22 protein-coding genes, 1 tRNA gene and 2 pseudogenes are annotated in these 23,282 nt (G+C 61.7%); 10 read left to right on the top strand and 15 right to left on the bottom strand.

Features of this window, described 5'->3' with window-relative positions:
* The 5 genes from NKI10_RS01380 to NKI10_RS01360 all read right to left on the bottom strand — a co-directional run bounded on the left by NKI10_RS01380 (position 1) and on the right by NKI10_RS01360 (position 4,773).
* The gene (locus tag NKI10_RS01380) at positions 1-1,011 is read right to left on the bottom strand and encodes an ABC transporter permease (protein WP_023746257.1); all 1,011 of its coding nucleotides are present in this window, start codon (positions 1,009-1,011) and stop codon (positions 1-3) included.
* The gene (locus NKI10_RS01375) at positions 1,008-1,808 is read right to left on the bottom strand and encodes an ATP-binding cassette domain-containing protein (RefSeq protein ID WP_502897520.1); all 801 of its coding nucleotides are present in this window, start codon (positions 1,806-1,808) and stop codon (positions 1,008-1,010) included. Before NKI10_RS01375 ends, NKI10_RS01380 begins: the two co-directional genes overlap by 4 nt.
* 95 nt (positions 1,809-1,903) lie before the next feature.
* On the bottom strand, positions 1,904-2,845 hold the full coding sequence (locus tag NKI10_RS01370) for an ABC transporter substrate-binding protein (protein ID WP_023701800.1): 942 nt from the start codon (positions 2,843-2,845) through the stop codon (positions 1,904-1,906).
* Positions 2,846-2,986: 141 nt separating this feature from the next.
* Positions 2,987-3,604, bottom strand: a complete 618-nt coding sequence (locus NKI10_RS01365) for a cupin domain-containing protein (RefSeq protein WP_023672469.1) — start codon at positions 3,602-3,604, stop codon at positions 2,987-2,989.
* A gap of 938 nt (positions 3,605-4,542) precedes the next feature.
* Entirely contained in the window at positions 4,543-4,773 is a 231-nt protein-coding gene (locus NKI10_RS01360; RefSeq protein WP_352858112.1) for a hypothetical protein, read from the bottom strand.
* Positions 4,774-4,910: 137 nt separating this feature from the next.
* Here NKI10_RS01360 and NKI10_RS01355 point away from each other — a divergent pair, with 137 nt between their 5' ends.
* Positions 4,911-5,459 carry a tyrosine-type recombinase/integrase gene (locus NKI10_RS01355; protein WP_502897528.1) on the top strand — a complete coding sequence of 183 codons (549 nt, stop codon included), beginning with the start codon at positions 4,911-4,913 and terminating at the stop codon, positions 5,457-5,459.
* A gap of 21 nt (positions 5,460-5,480) precedes the next feature.
* Here the strand turns inward: NKI10_RS01355 and NKI10_RS01350 are convergent.
* Positions 5,481-5,556, bottom strand: a tRNA-Ile gene (locus tag NKI10_RS01350).
* A gap of 134 nt (positions 5,557-5,690) precedes the next feature.
* Here NKI10_RS01350 and NKI10_RS01345 point away from each other — a divergent pair.
* Positions 5,691-6,401 (top strand): SIMPL domain-containing protein, encoded by a 711-nt coding sequence (locus NKI10_RS01345; protein ID WP_023705824.1) that lies wholly within the window; start codon positions 5,691-5,693, stop codon positions 6,399-6,401.
* 258 nt (positions 6,402-6,659) lie between these two features.
* Here the strand turns inward: NKI10_RS01345 and NKI10_RS01340 are convergent, their stop codons facing one another.
* Together NKI10_RS01340 and NKI10_RS01335 are read right to left on the bottom strand one after the other, a co-directional pair.
* A complete protein-coding gene (locus NKI10_RS01340; protein WP_352858110.1) occupies positions 6,660-7,004 on the bottom strand; it encodes a hypothetical protein in 345 nt (114 codons plus the stop codon).
* 220 nt (positions 7,005-7,224) lie between these two features.
* Positions 7,225-7,671, bottom strand: a complete 447-nt coding sequence (locus NKI10_RS01335) for a YcgN family cysteine cluster protein (RefSeq protein ID WP_023672465.1) — start codon at positions 7,669-7,671, stop codon at positions 7,225-7,227.
* A gap of 202 nt (positions 7,672-7,873) precedes the next feature.
* On the opposite strand from NKI10_RS01335, the gene NKI10_RS01330 reads away from it, so the two are divergent.
* Together NKI10_RS01330 and NKI10_RS01325 are read left to right on the top strand one after the other, a co-directional pair.
* Positions 7,874-10,084 (top strand): OmpA family protein, encoded by a 2,211-nt coding sequence (locus NKI10_RS01330; RefSeq protein WP_023727443.1) that lies wholly within the window; start codon positions 7,874-7,876, stop codon positions 10,082-10,084.
* A 325-nt stretch (positions 10,085-10,409) separates the two neighbouring features.
* Positions 10,410-10,925, top strand: coding sequence for a TIGR00645 family protein (locus tag NKI10_RS01325; RefSeq protein ID WP_352858107.1), 516 nt, complete (start codon positions 10,410-10,412; stop codon positions 10,923-10,925).
* A gap of 130 nt (positions 10,926-11,055) precedes the next feature.
* Here NKI10_RS01325 and NKI10_RS01320 read toward each other — a convergent pair whose 3' ends face one another.
* The 3 genes from NKI10_RS01320 to NKI10_RS01310 form a co-directional block, all read right to left on the bottom strand.
* Positions 11,056-11,922, bottom strand: a complete 867-nt coding sequence (locus NKI10_RS01320; RefSeq protein WP_023705827.1) for an SDR family oxidoreductase — start codon at positions 11,920-11,922, stop codon at positions 11,056-11,058.
* A 119-nt stretch (positions 11,923-12,041) separates the two neighbouring features.
* Positions 12,042-12,752, bottom strand: a complete 711-nt coding sequence (locus NKI10_RS01315) for a helix-turn-helix transcriptional regulator (protein ID WP_198020319.1) — start codon at positions 12,750-12,752, stop codon at positions 12,042-12,044.
* An 8-nt stretch (positions 12,753-12,760) separates the two neighbouring features.
* The gene (locus NKI10_RS01310) at positions 12,761-13,633 is read right to left on the bottom strand and encodes a S1C family serine protease (protein WP_023705828.1); all 873 of its coding nucleotides are present in this window, start codon (positions 13,631-13,633) and stop codon (positions 12,761-12,763) included.
* Between the two features lie 169 nt (positions 13,634-13,802).
* On the opposite strand from NKI10_RS01310, the gene NKI10_RS01305 reads away from it, so the two are divergent.
* Positions 13,803-14,753: a S1C family serine protease gene (locus NKI10_RS01305; protein WP_352858106.1), complete on the top strand. Its 951-nt coding sequence runs from the start codon at positions 13,803-13,805 to the stop codon at positions 14,751-14,753.
* A gap of 4 nt (positions 14,754-14,757) precedes the next feature.
* Here the strand turns inward: NKI10_RS01305 and NKI10_RS01300 are convergent, their stop codons facing one another.
* Both NKI10_RS01300 and NKI10_RS01295 read right to left on the bottom strand, forming a co-directional pair.
* The gene (locus tag NKI10_RS01300) at positions 14,758-15,669 is read right to left on the bottom strand and encodes an arginase family protein (RefSeq protein WP_023672458.1); all 912 of its coding nucleotides are present in this window, start codon (positions 15,667-15,669) and stop codon (positions 14,758-14,760) included.
* A gap of 94 nt (positions 15,670-15,763) precedes the next feature.
* Positions 15,764-16,190, bottom strand: a pseudogene (locus NKI10_RS01295) (VOC family protein).
* Positions 16,191-16,255: 65 nt separating this feature from the next.
* Here NKI10_RS01295 and NKI10_RS01290 point away from each other — a divergent pair.
* Positions 16,256-16,882: a TetR/AcrR family transcriptional regulator gene (locus NKI10_RS01290; RefSeq protein WP_352858103.1), complete on the top strand. Its 627-nt coding sequence runs from the start codon at positions 16,256-16,258 to the stop codon at positions 16,880-16,882.
* Here the strand turns inward: NKI10_RS01290 and NKI10_RS01285 are convergent.
* Positions 16,815-17,771: a LysR family transcriptional regulator gene (locus NKI10_RS01285; RefSeq protein WP_023683802.1), complete on the bottom strand. Its 957-nt coding sequence runs from the start codon at positions 17,769-17,771 to the stop codon at positions 16,815-16,817. The two genes, NKI10_RS01290 and NKI10_RS01285, sit on opposite strands and share 68 nt — an antisense overlap.
* A 109-nt stretch (positions 17,772-17,880) precedes the next feature.
* On the opposite strand from NKI10_RS01285, the gene NKI10_RS01280 reads away from it, so the two are divergent.
* From NKI10_RS01280 to NKI10_RS01265, 4 genes and pseudogenes are all read left to right on the top strand, one after another.
* Positions 17,881-18,516, top strand: a complete 636-nt coding sequence (locus NKI10_RS01280; RefSeq protein WP_352858101.1) for an FMN-dependent NADH-azoreductase — start codon at positions 17,881-17,883, stop codon at positions 18,514-18,516.
* An 86-nt stretch (positions 18,517-18,602) separates the two neighbouring features.
* A pseudogene (locus NKI10_RS01275) lies at positions 18,603-19,958 on the top strand (IS3 family transposase).
* A 320-nt stretch (positions 19,959-20,278) separates the two neighbouring features.
* Entirely contained in the window at positions 20,279-21,889 is a 1,611-nt protein-coding gene (locus NKI10_RS01270; RefSeq protein ID WP_352858637.1) for an Hsp70 family protein, read from the top strand.
* On the top strand, positions 21,879-22,913 hold the full coding sequence (locus NKI10_RS01265) for a hypothetical protein (protein WP_352858099.1): 1,035 nt from the start codon (positions 21,879-21,881) through the stop codon (positions 22,911-22,913). The genes NKI10_RS01270 and NKI10_RS01265 overlap by 11 nt, the downstream gene beginning before the upstream one ends.
* A gap of 72 nt (positions 22,914-22,985) precedes the next feature.
* Here the strand turns inward: NKI10_RS01265 and NKI10_RS01260 are convergent, their stop codons facing one another.
* Positions 22,986-23,282 (bottom strand): HlyU family transcriptional regulator, encoded by a 297-nt coding sequence (locus NKI10_RS01260; RefSeq protein ID WP_352858097.1) that lies wholly within the window; start codon positions 23,280-23,282, stop codon positions 22,986-22,988.

The following is a 23,282-nucleotide window of genomic DNA, read 5'->3' as shown; positions in this document are numbered from 1 at the left end:
TCAGCGGCTCCGCGTTGCGCCCTTGAACAGCCGGAAATTCAGCCAGATGGCAACGAGGATGATTGTGCCGGTAACGATCGGCGTCAGGAAGGGCGACATATGCGCAAGGATCAAGCCGTTGCCGATGACCGCGACGGTCAACGCGCCGAGCACAGTGCCGATGATCGTACCGCGCCCGCCGAACAGACTGGTGCCGCCAAGCACCACGGCGGCGATGACATCGAGCTCGAAACCCTGGCCGGCATTCGACGAGCCGGAACCGAGCCGGGCGGCGAGGATGATGCCGGCCACCGCCGCCGCCATGCCCGACAGGATGTAGACGAAGAGCGTCATGAAGCGCGTATCGACACCGGCTCGGCGCACGGCCTCTGTATTGGCGCCGATGCCGGTGACATAGCGGCCGAACGGCGTCTGGTTGAAGGCGAGATAGGCAATGATCAGCACGACAAGGGCGAGCAGCGCCGGTACCGGCACGCCGAGAAACCAGGCCCTGCCGATGTTGACGAAGAAGCTGGTCGGTTCGACCGGGATCGAATAGCCGCCGGTAATCAGCAACGCCACGCCGCGGATGACGGAGAGCCCGGCAAGGGTGACGATGAAGGGCGGTATCCGCTCGTAGGCGATGAAGAAGCCGTGCAAGGCGCCGATCGCAGCACCAAGCGCCAGCATGGCGATGACGACCAGCGGCCATGGCAGGTCGGCCTGCAGGAAAACCGCCGACAGCGTTGCCGTCAGCGCCAGCACGGAGCCGACCGAGAGGTCGATGCCGCCGGTGGTGATGACGAAGGTCATCGCGGCCGCAACGATCAGCAGCGGCGCCGACTGGCGCGCGATGTTGAGCAGATTGGGCGTCGTCAGGAAGGAACCGGTGATCAGCGAGAAGACCACGCAGACGACGATGAAGAACAGCGCAATCGAGACGACGCTGCCATTGGCTAACGCCACATCCTTCCACGTGCTGTTGTGAGCGCGTTTGGGCGAGGCGCCAACACCGGCGGAGGTAACGTTCATGGTTGGACCCCCTCATCGCGGCTTGCGCGGGCCGAGCGCGCGGTGAATTTGCGGCCGACGATCAGGTTGACGACCTCCTCGATGCTGGTCTCGCCGATCTTGCGCTCGGCGACATTGCGGCCTTCGTACATGACCTGGATACGATCGCAGACCAGGAACAGATCCTGCAGGCGATGGGTGATGAGGATGACGCTGACACCACGGGCGCTGACGGCGCGGATGAGTTCCAGAACCGCCTCGACTTCCGCCACCGCAAGGGCGGCCGTCGGCTCGTCCATGATCAGCACCGACGGATCGAAGGAAGCCGCGCGGCCGATGGCGATCGACTGGCGCTGCCCACCGGAGAGGTTTTCGACCTTGAGCTTGGTATCGGCAATGACGATGCCGAGCCGGTCGAGCATCTGGCGCGTCTCGCCATGCATGCGCTTGTTGTCGAGAAAGGGGACGCCGAGAACGCGGCGACGCGGCTCGCGGCCGAGGAAGAGATTGCCCGCCACATCCACCGTGTCGCAGAGCGAAAGGTCCTGGTAGACCATCTCCACCCGCGCGGCGCGGGCATCGGCCGGCGACGAGAAAGACACCGCCTTGCCATTGATCTCGATGGTGCCGGCATCAGGAATGACCGCACCGGACAGCACCTTGCTCAAGGTGGATTTGCCGGCGCCATTGTCGCCGACCAGACCGAGCACTTCGCCAGGCTTCAGGTTCAGCGAGACATCGTCCAGCGTCTGGATAGGGCCGTACCGTTTGGAAATACCGGTCATCCTGACGCGGTAGGTCTCGCCATCGCTCATCATGGTTCCAATTCTCTGGGCGCGACATGTTCAATTGGTCGCCGGGCTGCGCAGGCAACCCTCGGGTCAATGCGCAGCCCAGCGGTCCGGAAAGGATACTACTTGAACATGTCCTTGAACTGGCCGACATTTTCCTTGGTCACGATGGTGATCGGAACGTTGATGATCGGGTCGATCTTCTCGCCCTTCTTGAGCTTGACGAAAGCTTCGATGGCAGCCTTGCCTTCACCGGCCGGATCCTGCTGGACGACAGCGACCACCCAGCCCTCTTCGAGACCCTGCACCGCCGACTTGGTCAGGTCCCAGCCGAACACCTTGACGTCGCCCGTACGGGCCTGGCTGGAGACGGCGGAAACCGCGCCGAGCAGAGCCGGCTCGCCGGTCGCGTAAAGCGTCGTCATGTCAGGATTGGCAGTCATCAGGTTTTCGGAGGCGGACAGGGCGACGTCCTGGACGTTCTGGCCGTCGACCGTGTCGAGGAAGGTGACCTTCTGGCCGCTGTCGGTGACAGCCTTCTTGAAGCCGTCGAGGCGCTGGTTCTGGATGAACGAATTGAGCGCGCCGACGACGCCGATCTTGGCGGTGCCGCTCAGCTTGGTCTTGACGTATTCGGCGTAGAACTTGCCGATATCCTCGCCTGCCTTGGTGTTGTCAACGCCGACGAAGGCGACGTTGTCGCCATTTGGGATCTGCGCGTCAATGGCGATGACCGGAATGCCGGCGGCTTTGGCCGCGGTGATGGCCGGCTTCACGCCGTTGACATCGATGGCGACGAGAATGATGCCGTCGACCTTCTGGGTGATGTAGTTCTCGATGGCGTCGTTCTGCGCGCTTGGTACATTGTTGGCGTTGAAGATGACGAGGTCCACGCCGGCAGCCTTTGCGGCAGCCGTTGCGCCGTCATTGATCTGGTTGAAGAACAGGGCCTGCTGGTTGATGGTCACCAGCGCATAGGTCTCGGCCATGGCCGAAGCAGAGCCGAGGGCGAGGGTCATGGCGATGGCTGCGGCGCAGCCTGAAAGGATCTTGGTAAGACGCATTCCGGTTCCCCTTGGTTTTCTCGAAAAGGCCCTTGATCGGGCTCACCTGGCGCCTGAGCGCAGAGCATATTTCAAGATGCTTGATTTCTTGTCAAGTGACTTGAATTGGCATCAACGAAGACAAATGAGGGGCTCGCCCTATCAGAATGTTGCCGGCGTGTTCACCCAGAAAATGCTGGCGCGTTCGTCGCCGACATTGCGGTACCAGTGCGGCAGTTCGGAATTGAAGACGAAGGAATCGCCGGCCGACAGGCGAAACGTCTTTTCGCCGACCATCAATTCGATCGCACCTTCCAGGAGGTAGCCGACTTCCTCGCCAGCGTGCTGGATCGGGCCGGCGCTCTCACCTCCCGCCTCGATGTGATGGATGTTGCACTGCAGGAGATGGCCGGGCGAATACGGAATGACGCGCTCGAGCGAAATGCCTTCGCCGCGCCGAAGCGGATCGAGCGCGATCAACGGCCGCGATCCAGCCCGAAAGACGATGCCTTCCTCACCATCGGATTCCTCGAACATCCAGCCAATGTTGGTGCCAAGCACCTCGACAAGCCGGTGCAGCATGGGAAGCGAGGGCGAGACCTTGCCGTTCTCGACCTTGGAAAGCAGGCTTTCAGAGCAGTTCGCGGCGGCAGCTAGCGCCTTCAAGGTCAGCCCACGCGTCTGCCGGGAGAGTTTCAACCGTATGCCGAGCCGCAGAAGGCTGGTGGCGGTCGAGCGCTCGTCGCCGCCCTTGCTGTTTTGGGTGTCCATCTTGTTCATTTGGGGACGCGAACATCTCCGCTGGTTGGGCTGACTCGTAAAACTGATCCCAGGCGTTGTCCATCCTGTGAAAAACGGACGATGCATCCAATCGACTCGGCTGGGCTTTTCAAAACCATCATCCCCGACCAAACGCTACGACGCCTTCGGCGCATTTGCGAGTAACTGCCCGATGCATGCCGCAGAGGTACCGTCATCGACCACTGATACCACAGCAAGATGCCTAACTCCTCGGGAGAGCCGCGTTAGCTGAGCGTGAGCAACTCGCCTCGCGCAACTCCCACAAGCGTGTGGCTGGCGCGCGGCCACCCGGGGAGCCTGTTTGGGATTCACCTGAACTACATTCCCGGCAGCTTCCGCCCAGGGACCGGTCCGGGATCGCCGCCGATTCTATCGAGGAGCAGGCGTTCCTGGATAACGGCGTCGCTTTCTCGACCGAGGAAGGCGTCTATGCGTCGCTGCAGGCGACCAAGCCGCAGACGCTCGCCTTCGCGCTCCGCGACAGCCCGCCGGGCTGGCGGCATAAGACCGCCGCTTGCCAGCTGACCGATCGGCGTCATACGCGATCGCGTATACATCAATTTTATACGCAACTCCGTATATTACGATCAATACGCGATCGCGTATATTGCGAGCATGGAGGCCCATCATGACAGACCAGATCGCTCGCAACGAAAAACAACTCGGGGCCATCCTGCGCCGCGCCCGCAAGAACGCCGGGCTCACGCAAGGCTCGCTCAGCAACCAGATCCAGCTGCGCCCTGGCGCTATCGGACGAAGGAGCGTTTGGTCAGTCTGCCTGCTCCCAATCAACCGGGATTTAAGGACGCATACCAGGCAGCGTTCGAAGGCCGAAAGTCCCCCAGCCACCCGTCGTCCAAATGCCTGGTGCCGCCCTGCCAGGCACATTTGGAGCGGCCTTTCAACGGTTGAAGATCTCAGTCAAGTGGTTGGCGCTTGACGAAGCCAGCAAGCGCAAGAACACGCGGCTGATTGAAGAATTTCTGGAACTGCGGGTGGTCCCAGATCACGCACTGATTTGGCGCGACGTACCGGTTAAGAACCTTAGACGTATCCATATTGAAGAGCTTCTTGGCCGCTTCATCGCCACACCCCCCAAGCACCTGCTGGTGGGCATACGCAAGCTGGTCTATGTAGCACTGCGACAAGATTGGATCAAATCGATCCCACAGCAGCGGTCGAGTGGCGCCCGGCCTATGTCGGTTGGAAAGCTTGGTCGCGCGAAGCGATGGCGCAATTTGAAAACCGTTGGCACTTGGGCACCGCAGCACGCACTTGCTATGGTTTGGGGCTTTGGCTCGGCAACCGCCGCGGCGACGTCGCGGGCCTGCGCTGGGACCAGAGGGTCACCCGCCGTGTCTTCATCGATGGCGTCGAGCGTCACTTTGACGGGTTTGATATCGTTCAGGGGAAGAACAAGGGACGAACAGGCGGCAAACGGCTTTTCGTGCCGATCACGCCGATGCTGTCCGAGATCCTGGATGCGGCTGACAGGCGCGGCGAGACCGTCTTGGTCAACGCCTATGGGGAGCCCTTCTCCGCCAAGTCCTTGACTGGAATGATGGCGCATTGGTGCAAGCTTGCCGGTCTTCCGAAGGGCCTTACCCTGCATGGTTTGAGGAAATCGCTCGGTGTTTATCTGGCGGAGGCCGAGGCCTCCACCAGGCAGATGATGGACGTCCTCGGTCACGACGATATCGATCATGCGGAGCTCTATTCGCGCGAGCATAGCAGGTACGGCTGGCGGTCCAGGGGATCGAGTCGTGCGGCTGGTCACGCGCAAGCCGATGCTTGGCGAACCTGTTGGCGAACCTCGTGGCGAATCACCCTATAACACATTGATAAATAACGATAATGGTGGGCCCGGAGGGACTCGAACCCCCAACCAAGCGGTTATGAGCCGCCGGCTCTAACCATTGAGCTACAGGCCCCACGCGCGCTGGATTAGTGTTTTTCCTTGCGCGGCACAAGGCTTTCCGGACGGGCTGGCCGAGATCGCCCAAATCAGCCCATATTCGCGCCCTAGTCGACAGGCGCGACTGGATCGCACATCGAGGAGATTTTCATGACCAGACATATTTTGCCGCTCGCACTTGCCGCCGCGATCGCTTTTCCGGCGATGGCAAGCGCTGCCGATTCGCTGCCCCCGCCCCGGATCATCGTGTCGGGTGAAGGCCAGTCGACCGTGGCGCCCGACCTGGCGCTGCTGACGCTCAGCGTCATGCGCGAGGCCAAGACCGCACGCGCGGCACTCGACGCCAACAACGACGCCATGGCCGCCGTGATCGCGGCAATGAAGTCGGCAGGGATCAAGGATCGCGACCTGCAGACCGCCGGCATCCAGATCAACCCGCGTTACAATTACACCAACAAGCCCGACGGCAGCCAGGAAGCCGAGCTTGTCGCTTACCAGGTGACCAACACACTCTCGGTGCGCATTCGCGACATCGACAAAACAGGTGAGGTTCTCGACAAGGCTGTGTCGCTCGGCGTCAACCAGGGCGGCGGCATTTCGTTCTCCAACGAGGATCCGAAGGCTGCCGTCACCGAAGCCCGCAAGAAGGCGGTCGCCGATGCCATGGCCAAGGCCAAGACGCTGGCCGAAGCCGCCGGCGTCAGCATCGGCCGGGTGCTGGAAATCACCGACCAGAACGTTGCGCCGGCGCCGATGCCGATCAATGCCAAGGCCTTCGATGCGGCAGGCGCCGCGGTTCCCGTGCAGGCCGGCGAGAATGCCTACGCCGTGCAGGTAACAGTGACATTCGAGCTTAAGTAGCAGGCCGCCGGGCCGGGTGCGGTTCTGCTGAACCCGTCGGCCGGAACCGCTATCGCCGACATGAAAAACCCCGGAGGACTGGCCTCCGGGGTTTTTTCGAGCCGCACCCTTCCGCGGAGGGAAAGGGGCTCCTGGCTGACCCTAGAAGGGTCATGCCGCTACTCCAGGCTGATCCTCGCGGAGGAACATGCCTCCGGATCGACCTTCGCAGAAGGTCGTATCCCAGACTGATCTTCGCAGAAGATCAGTCTGGTTCTGTTAGCGATAAATAACCGGGCAGCCGCGCTCATTGGCGAACACGATCACAACGCGATCGCCATACTGACGGCCGGCGACCTTCACCACGCGGCGATTGACATCGACGATGCGGACGCGGTGCAGGCCCATGCGCTCGGCCTTGTCGAGGGCGCGATCCGGCGAGCAGCGGCGCCAATTGCGGTCACGGCGAAAGCCGTCCTCATCGTCGCCGGTGTAGACGCCGACGCGGCGGTCATGGTTGTTGCCGAAGCCGAGATAGATCGAGTCCGCCTGGGCGGGCACTGCGGCAAGCGTGCCGAGAGCTACGAGACCCGAAAGGCCTGCCGTCTTGAATGAGTTGAACATTGTCTTCTCTCCTTGTTGAGGGCTTGCGCCCGTCTTGGTCGAACCGATGGGGGGAGAATGCTCCTTGCAATCTGAACTCTTCGCGAACCGGCCGTTCATTTTCGGTTAATCTGCCCGACAGGTTGAAAGCAACCGCCCCTTCCACCGCTGCAAACGATCCTGACCGTCAAAAACGTCCAATGGCGCAGAACGCCCTATGGCAGCGTCCGTTCCAGAATGCTCAGGGCTCGTCATCGAGCATATAGTCGAAATAGTCGTCCGGCTCGGCCAGATCGGTCTCACTGGCGCGGACGCGGCCGCGCATGGAGATGCCGGCATCATGAACAGTCTCGGCACTTCCCGACACCAGCCTGTGCCACCAATAGAGGTCGTGCCCCTCGGCAACCAGCCGGTAGGCACAGGTTTTCGGCAGCCACGTGATGGTGCGCACATTCTGCGGCGTCAGCCCGACACAGTCCGGCACGCGCGCCAGCCGGTTGGCATAGTCCGAACAGCGGCAGCTTTGCCCATCGAACAGCCGGCAGCCGACTGATGTCCAGTAGATCTCGCCGGTATCCTCGTCCTCGAGTTTAGACAGGCAGCATTTTCCGCAGCCGTCGCACAGCGATTCCCACTCGGTGGGCGTCATCGCTTCCAGCGTCTTGGTCTTCCAGAACGGCGTTTCCATTATGGGTCGAGATGTGGCCTCCGCATGCGGCAAGGTCAAGCTGTTGTGTGACTTCAAATTCCGGCCGCACCATAGGAAAAACATGAAGTTGCCTTCAAAACGCCGGTCAATCGTCCTTGGGTGCGGGTAATGCCCGCAAACCGGAACCAATCCGGTCAAGGACAGTTTGGGCAGGGATGGGACCCCACAAGGAGAATTTAAGATGAAACGCCAACCACGGGTACTGGCAGGTACGGCACTTGGCCTGCTTATGGCATCCGCGCCGTTGGGCGCATCCCCGTTGCAGGGCAACGCCGTTTTCGGCCCCTTGCAGCACACGGCCGCGCCACTGATCCTGGTCCAGGACGACCCTGCTGCAGATGGTCAGCAGACCGACCAGGAACTGCCGCGCAAAAAGAAACGCCAGCAGGCCGAACAGGCAGCGCCGGCCGCCGAGCAGCCTGCACCGGCTGCAGAGCAACCCGCCCCTGCCGCCGAGGAACAACAGCCGCGCAGGAAGAAGCGGGATCAGCAGCAGACCGAGCAGGCCCCGGCCGAACAGGCCGCACCTGCCGCCGAGGAACAGCAGCCGCGCAAAAAGAAGCGCAATCAACAGCAGCAGATCGAGGCGGCGCCTGCGGATGAGGGCGGCGCCCAGGCAGCGCCGGCGACCGATGAGCAGCCGCTCAAGCCACGCAAGAAGAAGCGTGACCAGCAGCAGATCGAGGCAGCACCGGCTGAACAACCGGCCGAACAGGTAGCTCCGGCAAATGAAGAACAGCCGCTAAAGCCACGCAAGAAGAAGCGCGACCAACAGCAGATCGAAGCGGCGCCCGCTGAACAGCCGGCCCAGCAGCCTGCCGAGCAGGCAGCGCCCACCGAACAGGTGGCGCCGGCAAACGACAACAAGTCGGGCAAGAAAAAGCGCAAGCAGGATCAGCAGATTGAGGCCGCGCCTGCCGACAAAGCGCCAGACGTCAAAGTTGCGCCTGCCGGAGAGCCCGCGCCGCAGGCCGAGCCGATTCAGCCCCCGGCCGATCAGCAAGCGGCTCCCGCCGAAGGTGAACAGCCGAAGGATCAGGCGAAAAAGCACGGCAAAAAAACTGTCGGCGAACAGCCGGTGACGGGCGAACAGCAGCCTGCGACCGGTGAACCACAGCCTGCGGAGCAACCGGCCAATGCCGAGCAGCCAGCGCAAGGTGAGACGCCGGCGCAAGGCGAAGCCACGGCCAACCCCGACGAAGCACCCATCCTGGACAGCCAGAAGGATGCCAGGCGCAAGCACCGCAAGGACCAGGGCGGCAACAGCCAAAATGGGAACGGCCAAAATGGGAACGGCCAGAATGGGAACGGCCAGAATGCTGGCGGCCAGACGGGCGAGCAGCCCGCGCAGGGCGGCACCGAGGCGCAAGCCCCGAAGCCGGCTCCGGTCGACCAGGGACCGCCGCCCACCGACGACAAGTCAGCTCAGCAGGCAATTCAGCCAGAAAAGATCGCCCCGGTGACGGAGGAAAAAGGCAAACGCGTCGAGCGTGCACCCGATGAGAACGTCCGCGACCGCCGGCGTCCGAAAGGCGTCGACGTCGTCAAGGAACTCGGCGACCGCGTCATCCTGCAGTTCAACAACCAGACGATCGTGGAAAGCAATGACGCTCCGCGCATGCACCGCGGCGCCAGGAATGTTTACTATGAGGAACTGTCGGGCGATCGCTCTCGGGAAATCGTCGAGCGCGACAATGGCATCCAGATCGTCACCATCCGCAACCGCAATGGCGACGTCATCAGGCGATCGCGCATCACGCCGGATGGGCACGAATATGTGCTGAGCTATGTCGACGAGCGCAGCTATGACGACGACAATGACTGGCGCGATCCCGGTGACGACCTGCCGCCGATGCGGCTCACCATCCCGCGCCGCGAGTACATCCTCGATTCGGAAGATGTCGAAAGCCCGGACGATTATTACGAGTTCCTCGAACAACCGCCGGTGGAGAAGGTCCAGCGCCTCTATTCCATCGACGAAGTGAAGCGTTCGGCGCGCGTGCGAGACATTGCCCGTCGCGTCGACCTCGACACATTGAACTTCGAGTTCGGCTCGGCCTCGATATCCGACACCGAAGTGCAGAAACTGGAAGGCGTCGCCACGGCCATGGAGAAACTGTTGAAGAAGAACCCGGCCGAAACCTTCCTGATCGAAGGCCACACCGATGCGGTTGGCACGCCGGAGGCAAACCTTGCTCTGTCCGACCGGCGCGCTGAGTCTGTCGCCGAAGCGCTGACCAATGCCTTCGGCATCCCGCCGGAAAACCTGACCACTCAGGGCTATGGCGAGGAATACCTCAAGGTCAACACCACGGCGCCCAACCGCGAGAACCGCCGCGTCGGCATCCGTCGCATCACCTCGCTGGTGGCACCGGTGGCGAGTAACAATTGATCTGCTTTCCAATGGCTTGAGCAGCTTTCTGGAATCAGATCAACAACAAGGACCCATCCCGGCAGACCGGGATGGGTCGAGCTGCGGACAGCAATCCCGGTTCAACAAGAATTGTATTGGTATTAGAACCGGCTCATTGAATAGAGCGGCCGCCCTCCCCAGATTCGAGGCTGGGCGTTCCCTGCCCCGTCCCGACTCCAGCGGGATGCATTGAACCCCGCCGGCCCTCCCGGCGGGGTTTTTTGCGCCGCAATTTGCCTTGCAAACCGCGGCAAGCTGACCGAAATACCCCAGTCGACCTCAGAAAGCTGACCGGAACCGCTGCATGAAACGTCTCGAACTCACCATCGAATCGATCATCCTCGCCTCACGCTGGCTGCTGGTGGTTTTCTACATCGGGCTGGCCCTGGCGCTCGCCGTCTATGCGCTGTCCTTCGGCAAAAAACTCTACGAGTTCGTCATGGTCGCCTTCACACTCGACGACACCGACACCATCCTGAAGATGCTCGGCCTCATCGACGCCGCACTTGTCGCCTCGCTGGTGGTGATGGTGATCATCTCCGGCTACGAGAATTTCGTCAGCCGCTTCGACGACCAGGATGGCGGTGTGCACTGGCTGGGTACGATCGATGTCAGTTCGCTGAAGGTCAAGGTCGCCTCGACCATCGTCGCTATTTCCTCGATCCACCTGTTGCAGGTGTTCCTGAATTCGTCTTCCTATACGATCGACCAGCTGATGTGGCTGACCATCATCCACCTCGCCTTCGTCGTTTCGGCGCTGATGCTGGCCTATATCGACCGGCTGATGGGACTGAGCAAAGGCAAGAAGGGCGAGGAGTGATGAGCCCCTTTCTCCCCGTTCATGGGGAGGTGAGGCTGGTCCGCACAGCGGGCGAAAAGCCAATTGCTTGGTTTTTCGAACAACGCCGGCAGGTGGATGAGGAAGCAGCGCCGTCGGCCCGTGATTTCCGTCAGTAGATGCTTTTGACGTTCGTCGGCGAATTGGCAAATACCGCGTCCGGCACGAAAAAGTCTCCGGCCAGCGGCCCGGTCGCGCCTGGCGCGTAGGCCGCGAAATCGGTCACGCCCTCGGCCCGCAGCACCTCTTCATCGATGTAGAAATTGCCTGATGTCTCGCGCGATGGCCGCAGGAAGATGGCGTGTGCGGCATCGGCCATGATGTCGGGCAAGCGGCTCATCGCCGCGACCGTCGCGCCACCGAGCAGATTGCGCACCGCCGCCGTGTCGATGGTCGAGATCGGCCACAGCGAATTGACCGCGATGCCGTCCTTGGCAAACTCGGCGCTCATCCCCAGCGTGCACATCGACATGCCGAACTTGGCCATGGTGTAGGCGACGTGGTTCTTGAACCATTTGGCCTTCATATCGAGCGGCGGTGCCAGATTCAGAATGTGAGGATTCTCAGCCAACTTCAGGTGCGGAATGCACATTTTCGACACCAGGAAAGTGCCGCGCGTGTTGATCTGGTGCATCAGATCGTAGCGCTTCATGTCGGTCTCCAGCGTGCTGGCGAGCTGGATGGCGCTGGCATTGTTGACGCAAATATCGATGCCGCCGAACTTTTCGACGGTCTTGGCAACCGCCTCGGCCACCTGCGCCTCCTCGCGGATGTCGCACAAAACAGGCAGCGCCTTGCCGCCGGCCTGCTCGATCTCCTCAGCTGCCGAGTAGATCGTGCCCGGCAGCTTCGGGTGCGGCTCGGCGGTCTTGGCCGCGATCGTCACATTGGCGCCGTCGCGCGCAGCGCGCAGCGCGATCGAAAGACCGATGCCGCGCGACCCGCCGGAGATGAACAGCGTCTTTCCCTTGAGCGACATGTCTTGGCACCTCCCTTGCTACATCACTGACGCGAACCATTGCGCGGCGGCAATGCACTGCGCAAGGCCTCGGCAGCCTGCAACGGGTTACGCAACGTAGGCTCAAACGGAAAAGGGGGTTAGACCAGCACCAGGCCCTGCCGCATCGCGATCGCGATGGCATCCGTGCGGTTCGCAGCACCCAGCTTGATCAGGATCGCGGCGACGTGGAACTTTGCCGTATGCACGGAGATGTTCAGCCGCCGCGCGATCACCTTGTTGGGCGCGCCTTCGGCGAGCAGCGCCAGCACTTCCGTCTCGCGCGGTGACAGCGCTGGTCGGAGGGCGGCGCCGTCGTCAAAAGATTCCTCGCCAAACAGCCCGCTATCGGTTTCAGTTCCGCTCGCTATGTGATCGAAACCGCCATGACGATCCGGCGTCGAACGCCCATCCCTTGACACCCGGTAGCCGGCCGCCGCCAGTCTGACGGCAGCCGCGATCAGATTCGCATCCGACGCCAAAGGCAGCACGGCAAGCACCCGGTTTTCCGGCCGGCCAGCGCTCGCGGATAGCAGCACCCGTGGGATTGCGCTGTTGCCACCATCGGCCCGATCGAGCCAGGCCGCACTGTTCGCAACAGCGTCATCGACGACAGCGACGTCGACAATCCCGCTGCCGGCCACGACCGGAAGCAGATCGTCCGCCATCGCAAGCGAAGCCGACAGGCGCTCGGCACGCGCGGCATCGTGCAGCGCGATCAGCACCACGAGCTGGCGTCCGCCGCCCGCCACCTCCGGCCCACCCGCCTCCGATCCACTCGCCTCCGGCCTTGTCAGCGTCTCGCTTTCCATCGGCCCTCTCAGCTCAGCGGCTTTTCACCGACGGTCAGCGCGACATCGCGCTGCTCGCCGCCGCGCACCACGCCGAGCGTCACCGCGGCACCCGCGCTATCCGGCCCGAGCTTTCGGATCAGTTCGCGCGGGCCGTGCACGGCCTCGCCATTCCACGCCACGATGATGTCGCCCAGCGCAAGGCCGGCGGCCTTGGCCGGACCATTGTCGTCGAGGCTCATGACCATGGCGCCGCGCGCCGCGCCGTCACGGATCGGGTGCAGGCCGGCGCCGAGATAGCCGCGCGCGACATGGCCCTTTTCACGCAGCGTCGCCACGGCCCGCTCGACCGTCTCATAAGGCATGACCAGCGCACGACCACGCGGCCCGAACAGCAGCATGCCGATCAGCGCGCCCTTGGCGTCAAGCACCGGCCCGCCCTCGAAACGGCCGCCGGCATTGACGGCGAGATTGATGCGCCGATCGATGGTGCCGCCGCGCATCGAGCGCCAGGCGGGGCCGACCTCGCCGACCGAACCCGAGACGGCCAGCGCCGAACCCTGACTGCTGCCGATGGCGATGGCAAGATTGCCGGGCCGTACCGCGTCAGCCTTGGCGAGCGCAGGCGCCGCGACCGCGCCGGCCGGCTTCAGAAGCGCTACGCCGGTCGACGGATCGCGACCGACCAGTTCGGCCTTCACCGCTTCGCCCGAAGCCAATGTCAATTCGATCTCCTCACCGGCCTCGACAGCTTCCTCGGCGGTGACGAAATAGCCGTCACGCCAGTGGAAGGCGCTGGCGGTGCGATGGTGATGGGTGGTGAAACTTGCCGTTGCCGGCGCAGCCTTGGCGGCGAGATCGGCGATGGCCTCGGAAAATGCATTAAGGTTGAAGTCACTCATGATGATCTCCTGGGTTTTCTCATGCCCCAGATATCGCTCGGCAGTGCGCCCGGAGGTACTCGTCTGACGGCTAGTTACTGGTGTGACTGGCCATCTGGTCAGGTCGCGGCAGTTCGAGCCGCTCCGCACATATAGTCATCATCGCGCCTGAAAACACGGAGCCCCGCCAATGGCCCTCGCCGCCCACAAATTCGAAACCGACGACACACTGCTCGACGCCTATTCGACGACAGTCGCCGACGCCGTCGACCGCATCGGCCCAGCCGTCTGCCGCATCGAGCGCGTCGGTGGCCAAGGTGGCCATGGCTCCGGCTTCGTCATCGCGCCGGACGGGCTGGTCGTTACCAATTTCCATGTCGTTGGCGATGCCAAAACGGTGCGCGTCTCTATGCCCGACGGCGCCTCCAGCGAAGGCCGCGTGCTAGGCCGCGACCCTGACACCGACATCGCGCTGGTGCGCGCCGACGGCAGCTTCACCGAAGTCGCGCCGCTCGGCGATTCCAAGCGGCTGCGGCGCGGCCAGATCGCCATTGCCATCGGCAATCCGCTCGGCTTCGAATGGACCGTAACGTCAGGCGTGGTCTCCGCACTTGGCCGTTCGATGCGCGCCTCGACCGGGCGGCTGATCGACGATGTCATCCAGACCGATGCCGCGCTCAATCCCGGCAATTCCGGCGGACCGCTGGTGTCGTCGGCAGGCGAGGTCATCGGCGTCAACACCGCCATGATCCACGGCGCGCAAGGCATCGCCTTCGCGGTCGCTTCCAACACCGCCAATTTCGTCATTTCGGAGATCATCCGCTTCGGCCGCGTGCGCCGTGCCTTCATCGGCATCTCCGCCGACACCACCAACCTGCCGCGCCGCGCCGCCCTTCTGTCGCAAGTGACCACCAGTACGGCGGTACGGCTGCGCAGCGTCGAGAAAGACGGACCCGCGGCGAAGGCCGGCCTCAGGGAAGGCGACATCATCGCGTCAATAGACGGTCGCCCGGTCACCGGCGTCGACGACCTCGTGCGCATGCTCGACGCCGAACGCATCGGCCGCGAGACGCTGTGCACCGTGGTGCGCCGCACCGGCGTCAGCCAGGTGACGGTGACGCCGGTAGCAAGGGCGAGTTGAGCCCTTATCGAGGGTTGAGCACCCGCCCGAGCAGCGACACCAGCAGTCGCGCAAGGTCACCGGTCGGGTCGAGGTCGGGATCGTAGATCGTCATGTCCAAGCCGGTGCAGCGCTGGTCCGCTGTCAGCGCCGACAGAATGGCAACGAGTTCATCGGGGTCGATGCCGGGGCTGCCGGGCGAATCCACCGCCGGCATCACCGTCTGGTCGAGCACATCGACATCGAGATGCAGCCAGTAGGGACAGCCGGCGCGCGCCAGCGTCGCTCTTGTCTTTTGCAACACTCCAGCCGCGCCGAGTTCCTGCGCGGCAAAGACGTCGATGCGCGTCACGGCGGTCGCATTGATGTCGGGCCAGGCAAAATCGGCATCGCGGCTCTCGCGTTCGCCGATCTGAACCACCGCCTCGTCGGCGACGAGCGGACCGACAACACCTGGCCATTGCGCCAGCAAAGCCTCGCCGCGTCCGGTGGCAAGTGCCAGATCCATGCCGGCAACCGAGCCGAGTGAGGCATTGACATCGTAGTTGCCGGGATGGCGGAAATCGCTGTGGCCATCGACATGGACCAGGGCGACCGCGCCCGAGCGCCGCGCGGCGACCAGTGCGCCAAGCAGGATCGAGCAGTCGCCGCCGATGATCAGCGGGAACTCGCCTTGCCCAAGCGCACCGGTGACGATCTCGGCAAGATCGAGGTTGAAGCAGCGGATCGCCGGACCATTACGCAGCCTAGTGCCCGGTTGCGGTTCGGTACTGTAGGCGGGTCTGTCGAGATCGACCACCCGCCCCGGCGCCAGCGACTCGATCAAACCAGCTTCGCTCAGCGCCTGCGGCGCACGCCAGGTGCCGGGCACATGGCCCGGCTCCAAGGGCCGAAGGCCGAGATTGGATGGCGCACGAACAAGGCAGATGTCACGCATGCGGCAGGCCCAGCTTCAACATCACCAACATAGACCGCACGGTGCGGGTCCGGCCACAGCGGCCGGAGCCGCTGCCGACATTTGCTGCCATTGTTCAGGCGCCCGCCGCGCCCGCCGCGAATTGCGCCTGAAATTCCGGGCTGAGCGGGATCGGCTTGATGACGTCGATCAGCACGCCATTGGGATCCCTGGTGATGAAATGGCGCTGGCCGAAGGGTTCGTCGCGCAGCGGGCACAGGATCGGTAGGCCGGCCGCAACGATCCGTTCATAGACAGCATCAGGATCCCTCACCTCGAAATTGATCAGCAGCCCCGATGTGCGGCCGCGCCCCCCCTCGGGGATCGTCTCGTGGTCGCCCTGGACGATACCGAGATTGACCCGGCGATCCTCGGCAGACTGCAGATGCACATACCAGTCGCTCGCAAACAGCGGCTTGAAGCGGAAGTGATTGATATAGAAGGCTTTTGTGCCGGCTACGTCGCCCGTCATCAGCACCGGATAAATAGCTCGTCGTCTTCATCTTTCTTTCTCCCGTCAGCCAACATACAGTTTGCATGTATTCGAAATAACATACAGGCTGCATGTATGCAACGAGAAACCCCGCGCCGCTCCAACCGCGACCGCACCGAAGCGACGCGCGCCGACCTGATCGCTGCGGCGCGCAAACTGTTCATCGAAAAGTCCTATGCCGAGACCGGCACGCCGGAGATCGTTGCGGCCGCCGGCGTCACCCGCGGCGCGCTCTATCACCACTTTGCCGACAAGCAGGCGCTGTTTGCCGCTGTGGTCGAGCAGGAGGCGGCGGCGGTGGCGCAAGAGATCGAGCGCGCCTCGCCGCCTTCTTTGTTTGCCCGCAATGCGCTGATTGCCGGCTCGGACGCCTATCTCGCCGCCATGCGCGCGCCCGGCCGCACGCGGCTTTTGCTGCTCGACGGACCGGCCGTGCTTGGCCGCGTCGCCATGGATGCGATCGACAATCGCCACGGCAACCGGTCGCTGCGCGAAGGCCTGGTTGCGGCGATGCGCGAACAGTCGATGACCAGACTGCCGGCCGATGCGCTGACCGCTTTGCTCGCCGCTGCCTTCGACCGCGCAGCACTTGCCGTCGAGGCCGGCGCCTCGGCCGAAGACTATCGCGCCGTGCTCATGGCTCTGATCGATGGGCTGTCTCCGGCTCATCCTCAGGCAGGTCGTCCGGGTCGAACTCGTTGAAGCAGCCGAGCTGGCGTTTGAACTGGTCGATCAGCCAGGCCGCCGCCGGTTTCGGGCTGCGGTCGGCGCGGTGCATGGCATAGAGCGATGAGCGCACCTCGCTAAAAGGTTCAAGGTCGAGTTCGACCAGCCTGCCGCTGGCCAAATCGTCCGCGATCAGCCAGCGCGGCAACCCGCCCCAGCCCAGCCCCTCGCGCATCAACGTATGCTTGATACGCACGTCTGTCAGCCGCCATGTACGATAGGCAAAGACGCCGAAGTCGCGTCCCTTGGTGCGTTCCGACTGGTCGCTGACAACCAGCTGGGTGTGCTCTCGCGCATCCTCGAGCGCCACCGGTTTCGGCAGCAGTGCCAGAGGGTGGGTGGGGGCGGCAGCCAGCACGATCGACATGAAGCCGATGCGCACGAGATGCACGTCGACCTCGCCCAGCAAGCCACCGATGCCAAGATCCGACTGTCCGCTGACGACATGGTCGGGGATCAGACCGAGCGTGCCGATATGCAGTCGCATCATCACGGTCGGGAACTGCGCCTCGAACGCCTTCAGCACGCGCACCAGCACTGGCGAGGGCAGCGCCGCGTCAACCGACAGCGCAACTTCAGCCTCCAGCCCCTGATGGTGACCGTCGGCACGCGAACGGATGCGCTGCAGAACGCCGACCATGCGCCGGGCGTCCTCCAGCATCGCCCGGCCGATTTCGGTCAGCTGCGGCTCGCGCGTGCCCTCGCGCTCGAACAGTTTCAGGCCAAGCTGCGCTTCAAGATTGGCGATGCCGTAGCTGATGACGGACTGCGCGCGGTTAAGCTTGCGGCCGGCGGCTGAGAAGCTGCCGGTGTCGGCGACCGCAACCAGGATCTGCAATTGGTCGAGCGTCGGATTGGGTTGCACGGCATACCTACTTTATGGATGGATCATATAGATAATATACCGGTTTTTTAAATGGGTCGGTAGGCCCATATCAGGCGGGAGAAATCAATTCCCACTGGAGAGAACCGCTATGTCTATCCTGCTTGTAACCTCGAGCCCGCGCGGCGCTGCCTCGCACTCGACCCGTATCGCTACCGAATTCGCTGAAAAGCTCGTCGCCGCCGACCCGTCGAATACGCTCGTCGTACGCGACCTCGTGGCCAACCCGCTGCCGCATATCGACACCGATTATGCGACCGGCATCTACACCCCCGTTGAAGCCCGCACGCCGCGCCAGGCCGAAGTCGTCGGCGTCTCCGACATCGTGCTTGACGAACTGTTCGCAGCCGACACCGTGATCCTGGCCACCGGCTTCATCAACTTCAACATCTCCTCGACCCTGAAGTCCTGGGTCGATCACATCTCCCGCTCCGGCAAGAGCTTCTCTTATGGCGAGAGTGGTCCCAAGGGCCTCGTCACCGGCAAGAAGGTCTATATCGTACTCGCCTCGGGCGGCATCTATTCCGAAGGTGCGGCCGTGCAGTTCGATCACGCCATCCCCTATCTGCGCGGCGTGCTCGGCTTTCTCGGCATGACCGACGTCGACGTCATCCGGATCGAAGGCGTCGGCATGGGTCCCGACGCCGTGACCGCCGCGCTCGCCAATGCGACGGCCAAGGTCGATGCCGTGGTGGCTGCGAGCCAGCAGGTTGCTGCAGCGGCGTAAGCGCAGGCCCTTCCCACCTGCATTAAAAAAGGCAGGCGCTCCGTGAACTGACCCCCGAAAGTTGGACACAACCTTCGGGGTTTTGCATGTCCAGACACGGCGAGAGTTGCAAGCGCTCGGTTGTCGATAGCTATTTAGGCGGGGATGAGAGCTACGCGAGTGCGGCGTCGATGCATGGCGTTGATGCGGCCACTGTTCGCAAGTGGGTTGCGTTGTACCAGGCGCATGGCGATGCCGGGCTATCTGGTAAGTACGATCGTTATGACACGGCGTTCAGGCTGTCGGTGCTTGAGCGAATGTGGGAGGAAGGTCTGTCGTATCGGCAGACGGCTGCATTGTTCAATATCCGCAATGCCAGTTGCCTGACGGGCTGGGAGAAGCGCTATCATGCGGGCGGGATAGAGGCGCTCGGCCCACGTCCCAGAGGACGACCCATGTCAAAGCCGCCGTCCCCCGCAGTGCCTGTTGCAGCCAGTGACGAGGCCAAAAGCCGCGAAGAACTGCTGGCTGAGCTGAAGCATCTGCGGATGGAGAACGACTACCTAAAAAAACTGGAGGCCTTAACGCAGGGACACGCGCCCAAAAAGCGCAAGCCGTCCAGGCGTTAAGGCCGTTGCATTCGCTTGAGCGGGCTGCTCGAGCTGGCGAAGCTTGCGCGCAGCACGTTCTATTACAGACAGAAAGCAGCGAAGCGCTCGGACCGCCATACGGCGCTGAAGGCGGCGATCAAGGCCATCTTCGACAGCCACAAGGGTCGCTACGGCTATCGCCGGGTGACTGCGCAACTGCACCGGTTGGGCCGGCGCGTCAACCACAAGACCGTCCAGAGCCTGATGGCCGGGATGGGATTGAAGTCGCTGGTCAGGCCGAAGAAGTATCGCTCCTACAGGGGCGAGGCTGGGCGGACCGCTCCCGATCTGTTGCAGCGCAAGTTCGGCGCCGACCGCGCCAACCGCAAATGGGTGACCGACGTGACGGAGTTCAGCCTGGCCGGCGACAAGCTCTATCTGTCCCCGGTCATGGATCTCTACAATGGCGAGATCGTCGCGTTCGAGACGGCGCGGCGGCCACGCTTCAAAATGGTGGACAATATGCTGACCAAAGCCCTCGCCCGGCTTGGTGAGAACGAAAGGCCGATCCTGCATTCCGATCAGGGACGGCAGTATCAGATGTCGGCATTCCAACGCAGGCTGGAAGCCAGAGGCCTCCAACAGAGCATGTCACGCAAAGGCAATTGCCTCGACAACGCTCCAATGGAGAGCTTCTTTGCCATCCTCAAATCCGAGCTCTTACATCCCGGAACCTTCGACACCGTTCAAAGCCTGGAGGACGCCATCACGGACTACATCGACTATTACAACCACCGCCGCATCAAACTGAAACTGAAAGGGTTGGCCCCTGTGCAATACAGGAACCAGCCCTTAAACCTACCAACTCAATGAACCGTCCAACTTTATGGGGTCAGTTCATCCGGCGCCTGCCTCTTTTGTTGTTGCACGAATGTCGACCGGAACGGAGTAGCGCATGTAGTGAAACGCGCCGCGAGATCGCCACGTAACCGTGTACGCGTTGTCGGGTGAATTTTCTTCACACGGGTTTTATCATTCAGATAAGTTCCATTTTGAGTTTTATGCCAAATACAGTATGCGCAAGTCACATACGTCTTAATGACAAGCCACCTCGAAACCGCTCATGGAGACTTGTTTGTCTGAGTTCCCAATTCTCGGCATTGACCTTGGCACGACCAATTCGTTGGTAGCTCATCGGCGCTTTTCTGACGCCTTCTGCCGTGGGGCTTAGCGACAATGGTGACTTGCTGGTCGGCCAGACAGCCAAGGACAGGCTCGTGTCCAATCCCGATATAAGCACGGCACGATTCAAGCGTTATATGGGCACGGATCACATGGTTCGTCTCGGCCGCAAGGCATTTCGACCGGAAGAGTTGTCCGCGTTCATTCTGCGCTCCTTGAAAGCGGACGCCGAGGCGCATTTCCAGCACCCTATTGACGATGCGGTTATTTCCGTGCCGGCCTACTTCAACGATGTGCAACGCAAGGCAACGATCGCTGCCGCACAACTCGCGGGTCTTAAGGTAAGCCGGCTGATCAATGAACCGACCGCGGCTGCCTTGGCTTATGGCCTGCATCGCAAGGACGATGAAAGCACCTTTCTTGTCGTGGATCTTGGCGGCGGCACATTCGACGTTTCAATTCTGGAGATGTTTTCTGGCGTCATGGAGGTGCGAGCGTCGGCCGGGGACGCATTTCTGGGCGGAGAAGACTTCACGGATATCCTTGTGGCGTTGTTGGGCAAGGATCTTGGCCGTGAAGATTTGGGAAAGGGAGATCTGTCACGGCTGCGTGCGCTGGCTGACGAAGCAAAGCACAAGCTTTCAACCAGCAAAGACGCCGATATCCGATATGTCCTGGACAGCGAACAGAAGCATCTTTCCGTCTCTGCAGATCGTTTTGAGGAGGCAACGACGCAGTTAGTCAACCGGATGAAGGCCCCTTTACAGCGCGCGATGCGCGACGCAAACCTAAGCAACGACCAGGTCGACCGGATCATTCTCGTTGGCGGTGCAACGAGAATGCCAATCATCAAGTCTACAATAACCAAGCTTTTCAAGCGTTTTCCGGAACATGATCTCGACCCTGATCATGTCGTGGCCTTGGGCGCGGCGGTACAGGCCGGGCTTGCTTCCCGGCATCAGGCGCTCGACGACATCGTCATGACCGATGTTTCACCCTTCACCTTGGGTATCGAGACAAATCATCAAGTCGGACCGAATAGCCAAACCCTGCCCGGATATTTTGCTCCAATCATCGAGCGCAACACGGTTATTCCAGCGAGCCGGGTTGAGCGTTTCAATACTGTAGTTCCTGGTCAGCAGAAAGTGGAACTCAATGTCTTTCAGGGCGAGGCGCCGCTGGTACGCGACAATGTGAAGATAGGTACATTGAGCGTTCCTGTTCCCGTCAACCGCAACGCAAATGAAGCGGTCGATGTTCGCTTTACCTACGATACGTCCGGAGTGCTTGAAGTCATCGCAACGGTCGTCACCAATGGCAAGGCTCATCGACTTGTCATAGAAGGCAATCCGGGCGCTCTTTCGCAAAAAGACATTCTGCAACGCCTGGCAGAACTTGAACGGATCAAAATCCATCCACGCGAAGAAGCGGTTAACGCGGCGCTCGTCGCGCGCATCACGAAAGCTTTTGAAAACGCCTTGGGGCCGCAACGCAAGATGTTGTCGGCATGGCTTGGGGAATTCGAGGCAATCCTTGCCCGGCAACATCCCAAGGAAATCGCCGCAGTGCGATCCCAAATCACGGGAAAACTCGAAGCGTTAGAGAAGTACGATGTTTATTGACGTGTTTTCCATGCTCGGAATATCCGACCGGGAAGACGTCACCGAACGCGAGATCAAGCGCGCCTACGCTACAAAGCTCAAACTAATCAACGTCGATGAGAATCGCGACAGCTTCATTGCATTGCGTCACGCATTCGAGCAGGCGCGCGATCAGGTCAACCGGCGGGAGTATTTCAAGAAAATTACTTCCCCTGACGAGACACAAATTGCCGAAGACACCGACACGCCCGCGTTGAAGAACGTGCCACTGTCCAACGAGAGTCCGCTTCCCGCTATCCTCGAAGCACGCGCTTTGCGGGCCATGGAAGATGATATCGAGACGCTCCTTATCGAAAATATCGAACCAGATGCACGGAAAGAAGCGGCTCCAGCCCGCACGGCTTCAATTGCCATCGAAGCGCCTGCCCTTCGCGCCATGAAAGCTGTCGAGTCGCTTATCACCGAACCAAGAAAATGGCAGAGAATAGACAGCTGGCTGGCAATTCTGGATGGCGAGCTCCTACAGACGATTGATGACATTCAAGAGTTTGAAACCCGCATGCGGACCTATGTTTGCGAACAATCAGGCTTCGGCGAGCGGCAGCGTCCGTCGGCCAAGCCCTGGATGATGCAGCGCTTGCTTGACTTGCTTGACGAACGCTTTGGCTGGACACGCAATCGCGGACCAAACTATTGGGAGCGTCAACAGCTTGACTGGTTGCACGCGCTAATCGATCCTGAGACGGCACCCCAATATCGTATGGCGTCCGCGCCGCAACAGGACCCTGAGCCCGAAACAATCGCACCATCGAGCCAAGCCACCGGTTCGGCGCGTCAATCACCTATTTCCGGGTGGGTATGGGTTATGATCATCTTTGTGCTTGTTAAACTTGCTGCTGCGCTTTCTGGCTCAAATGAGCCCGCGAAAACATTCTCACGGCCCGATGCCACACAACAAGTGCCCGCAGGCGTTCTTCGCGACCTCTGTCGTAATCTGTCGTTTGACGAATGTTTCAAAAAGATGAGTGGGATGCCGGAGCCATAGGCCGAAAAATTATCGAGCGGAAATCGGGGGAAAAGATAAACAACCGGTGCAAATGTTGGCCACCGCAGGCCCTTACCCAAACATCCTCTCGCCTTGCTCGTCGACCAACTGCATGCCCTTCTTGATCGAGATGTCGACGGCGTCGTCCAGTCCGGCAAAGCGATCGGCGCGGATGAATTTGTGTTCCTTCATCACGCCGTCGACTTCCTTCGAAACCACGCCGCAAGTTTGGTACTGGCCGCCCTCCGCCTTGTAGGGCGTGGCGCTGATCAAAAATCCATTGTGCTCAACCTGCTTTGCCGGTGCTGCGCTCTTGGACTCGCCCGCCTCACCGCCGCCACCACCGAAAAGACGTTTCAGAAAAGACAT

Origin of the sequence: Mesorhizobium sp. M0802 (genome assembly GCF_040320115.1) — a bacterium.
In the GTDB taxonomy this organism is placed as follows: domain Bacteria; phylum Pseudomonadota; class Alphaproteobacteria; order Rhizobiales; family Rhizobiaceae; genus Mesorhizobium.
Note: the sequence above shows the minus strand (reverse complement) of the source record. Positions and strands in the feature narration are given on the sequence as shown.

What these genes read in the sequence shown, in the direction of transcription:
- NKI10_RS01380 (WP_023746257.1), bottom strand. Translation starts at nt 1,011, where the DNA reads ATGAACGTTACCTCCGCCGGTGTTGGCGCCTCGCCCAAACGCGCTCAC.
- NKI10_RS01375 (WP_502897520.1), bottom strand. Translation starts at nt 1,808, where the DNA reads ATGATGAGCGATGGCGAGACCTACCGCGTCAGGATGACCGGTATTTCC.
- NKI10_RS01370 (WP_023701800.1), bottom strand. Translation starts at nt 2,845, where the DNA reads ATGCGTCTTACCAAGATCCTTTCAGGCTGCGCCGCAGCCATCGCCATG.
- NKI10_RS01365 (WP_023672469.1), bottom strand. Translation starts at nt 3,604, where the DNA reads ATGAACAAGATGGACACCCAAAACAGCAAGGGCGGCGACGAGCGCTCG.
- NKI10_RS01345 (WP_023705824.1), top strand. Translation starts at nt 5,691, where the DNA reads ATGACCAGACATATTTTGCCGCTCGCACTTGCCGCCGCGATCGCTTTT.
- NKI10_RS01340 (WP_352858110.1), bottom strand. Translation starts at nt 7,004, where the DNA reads ATGTTCAACTCATTCAAGACGGCAGGCCTTTCGGGTCTCGTAGCTCTC.
- NKI10_RS01335 (WP_023672465.1), bottom strand. Translation starts at nt 7,671, where the DNA reads ATGGAAACGCCGTTCTGGAAGACCAAGACGCTGGAAGCGATGACGCCC.
- NKI10_RS01330 (WP_023727443.1), top strand. Translation starts at nt 7,874, where the DNA reads ATGAAACGCCAACCACGGGTACTGGCAGGTACGGCACTTGGCCTGCTT.
- NKI10_RS01325 (WP_352858107.1), top strand. Translation starts at nt 10,410, where the DNA reads ATGAAACGTCTCGAACTCACCATCGAATCGATCATCCTCGCCTCACGC.
- NKI10_RS01320 (WP_023705827.1), bottom strand. Translation starts at nt 11,922, where the DNA reads ATGTCGCTCAAGGGAAAGACGCTGTTCATCTCCGGCGGGTCGCGCGGC.
- NKI10_RS01315 (WP_198020319.1), bottom strand. Translation starts at nt 12,752, where the DNA reads ATGGAAAGCGAGACGCTGACAAGGCCGGAGGCGAGTGGATCGGAGGCG.
- NKI10_RS01310 (WP_023705828.1), bottom strand. Translation starts at nt 13,633, where the DNA reads ATGAGTGACTTCAACCTTAATGCATTTTCCGAGGCCATCGCCGATCTC.
- NKI10_RS01305 (WP_352858106.1), top strand. Translation starts at nt 13,803, where the DNA reads ATGGCCCTCGCCGCCCACAAATTCGAAACCGACGACACACTGCTCGAC.
- NKI10_RS01300 (WP_023672458.1), bottom strand. Translation starts at nt 15,669, where the DNA reads ATGCGTGACATCTGCCTTGTTCGTGCGCCATCCAATCTCGGCCTTCGG.
- NKI10_RS01290 (WP_352858103.1), top strand. Translation starts at nt 16,256, where the DNA reads ATGCAACGAGAAACCCCGCGCCGCTCCAACCGCGACCGCACCGAAGCG.
- NKI10_RS01280 (WP_352858101.1), top strand. Translation starts at nt 17,881, where the DNA reads ATGTCTATCCTGCTTGTAACCTCGAGCCCGCGCGGCGCTGCCTCGCAC.
- NKI10_RS01265 (WP_352858099.1), top strand. Translation starts at nt 21,879, where the DNA reads ATGTTTATTGACGTGTTTTCCATGCTCGGAATATCCGACCGGGAAGAC.
- NKI10_RS01260 (WP_352858097.1), bottom strand. Translation starts at nt 23,282, where the DNA reads ATGTCTTTTCTGAAACGTCTTTTCGGTGGTGGCGGCGGTGAGGCGGGC.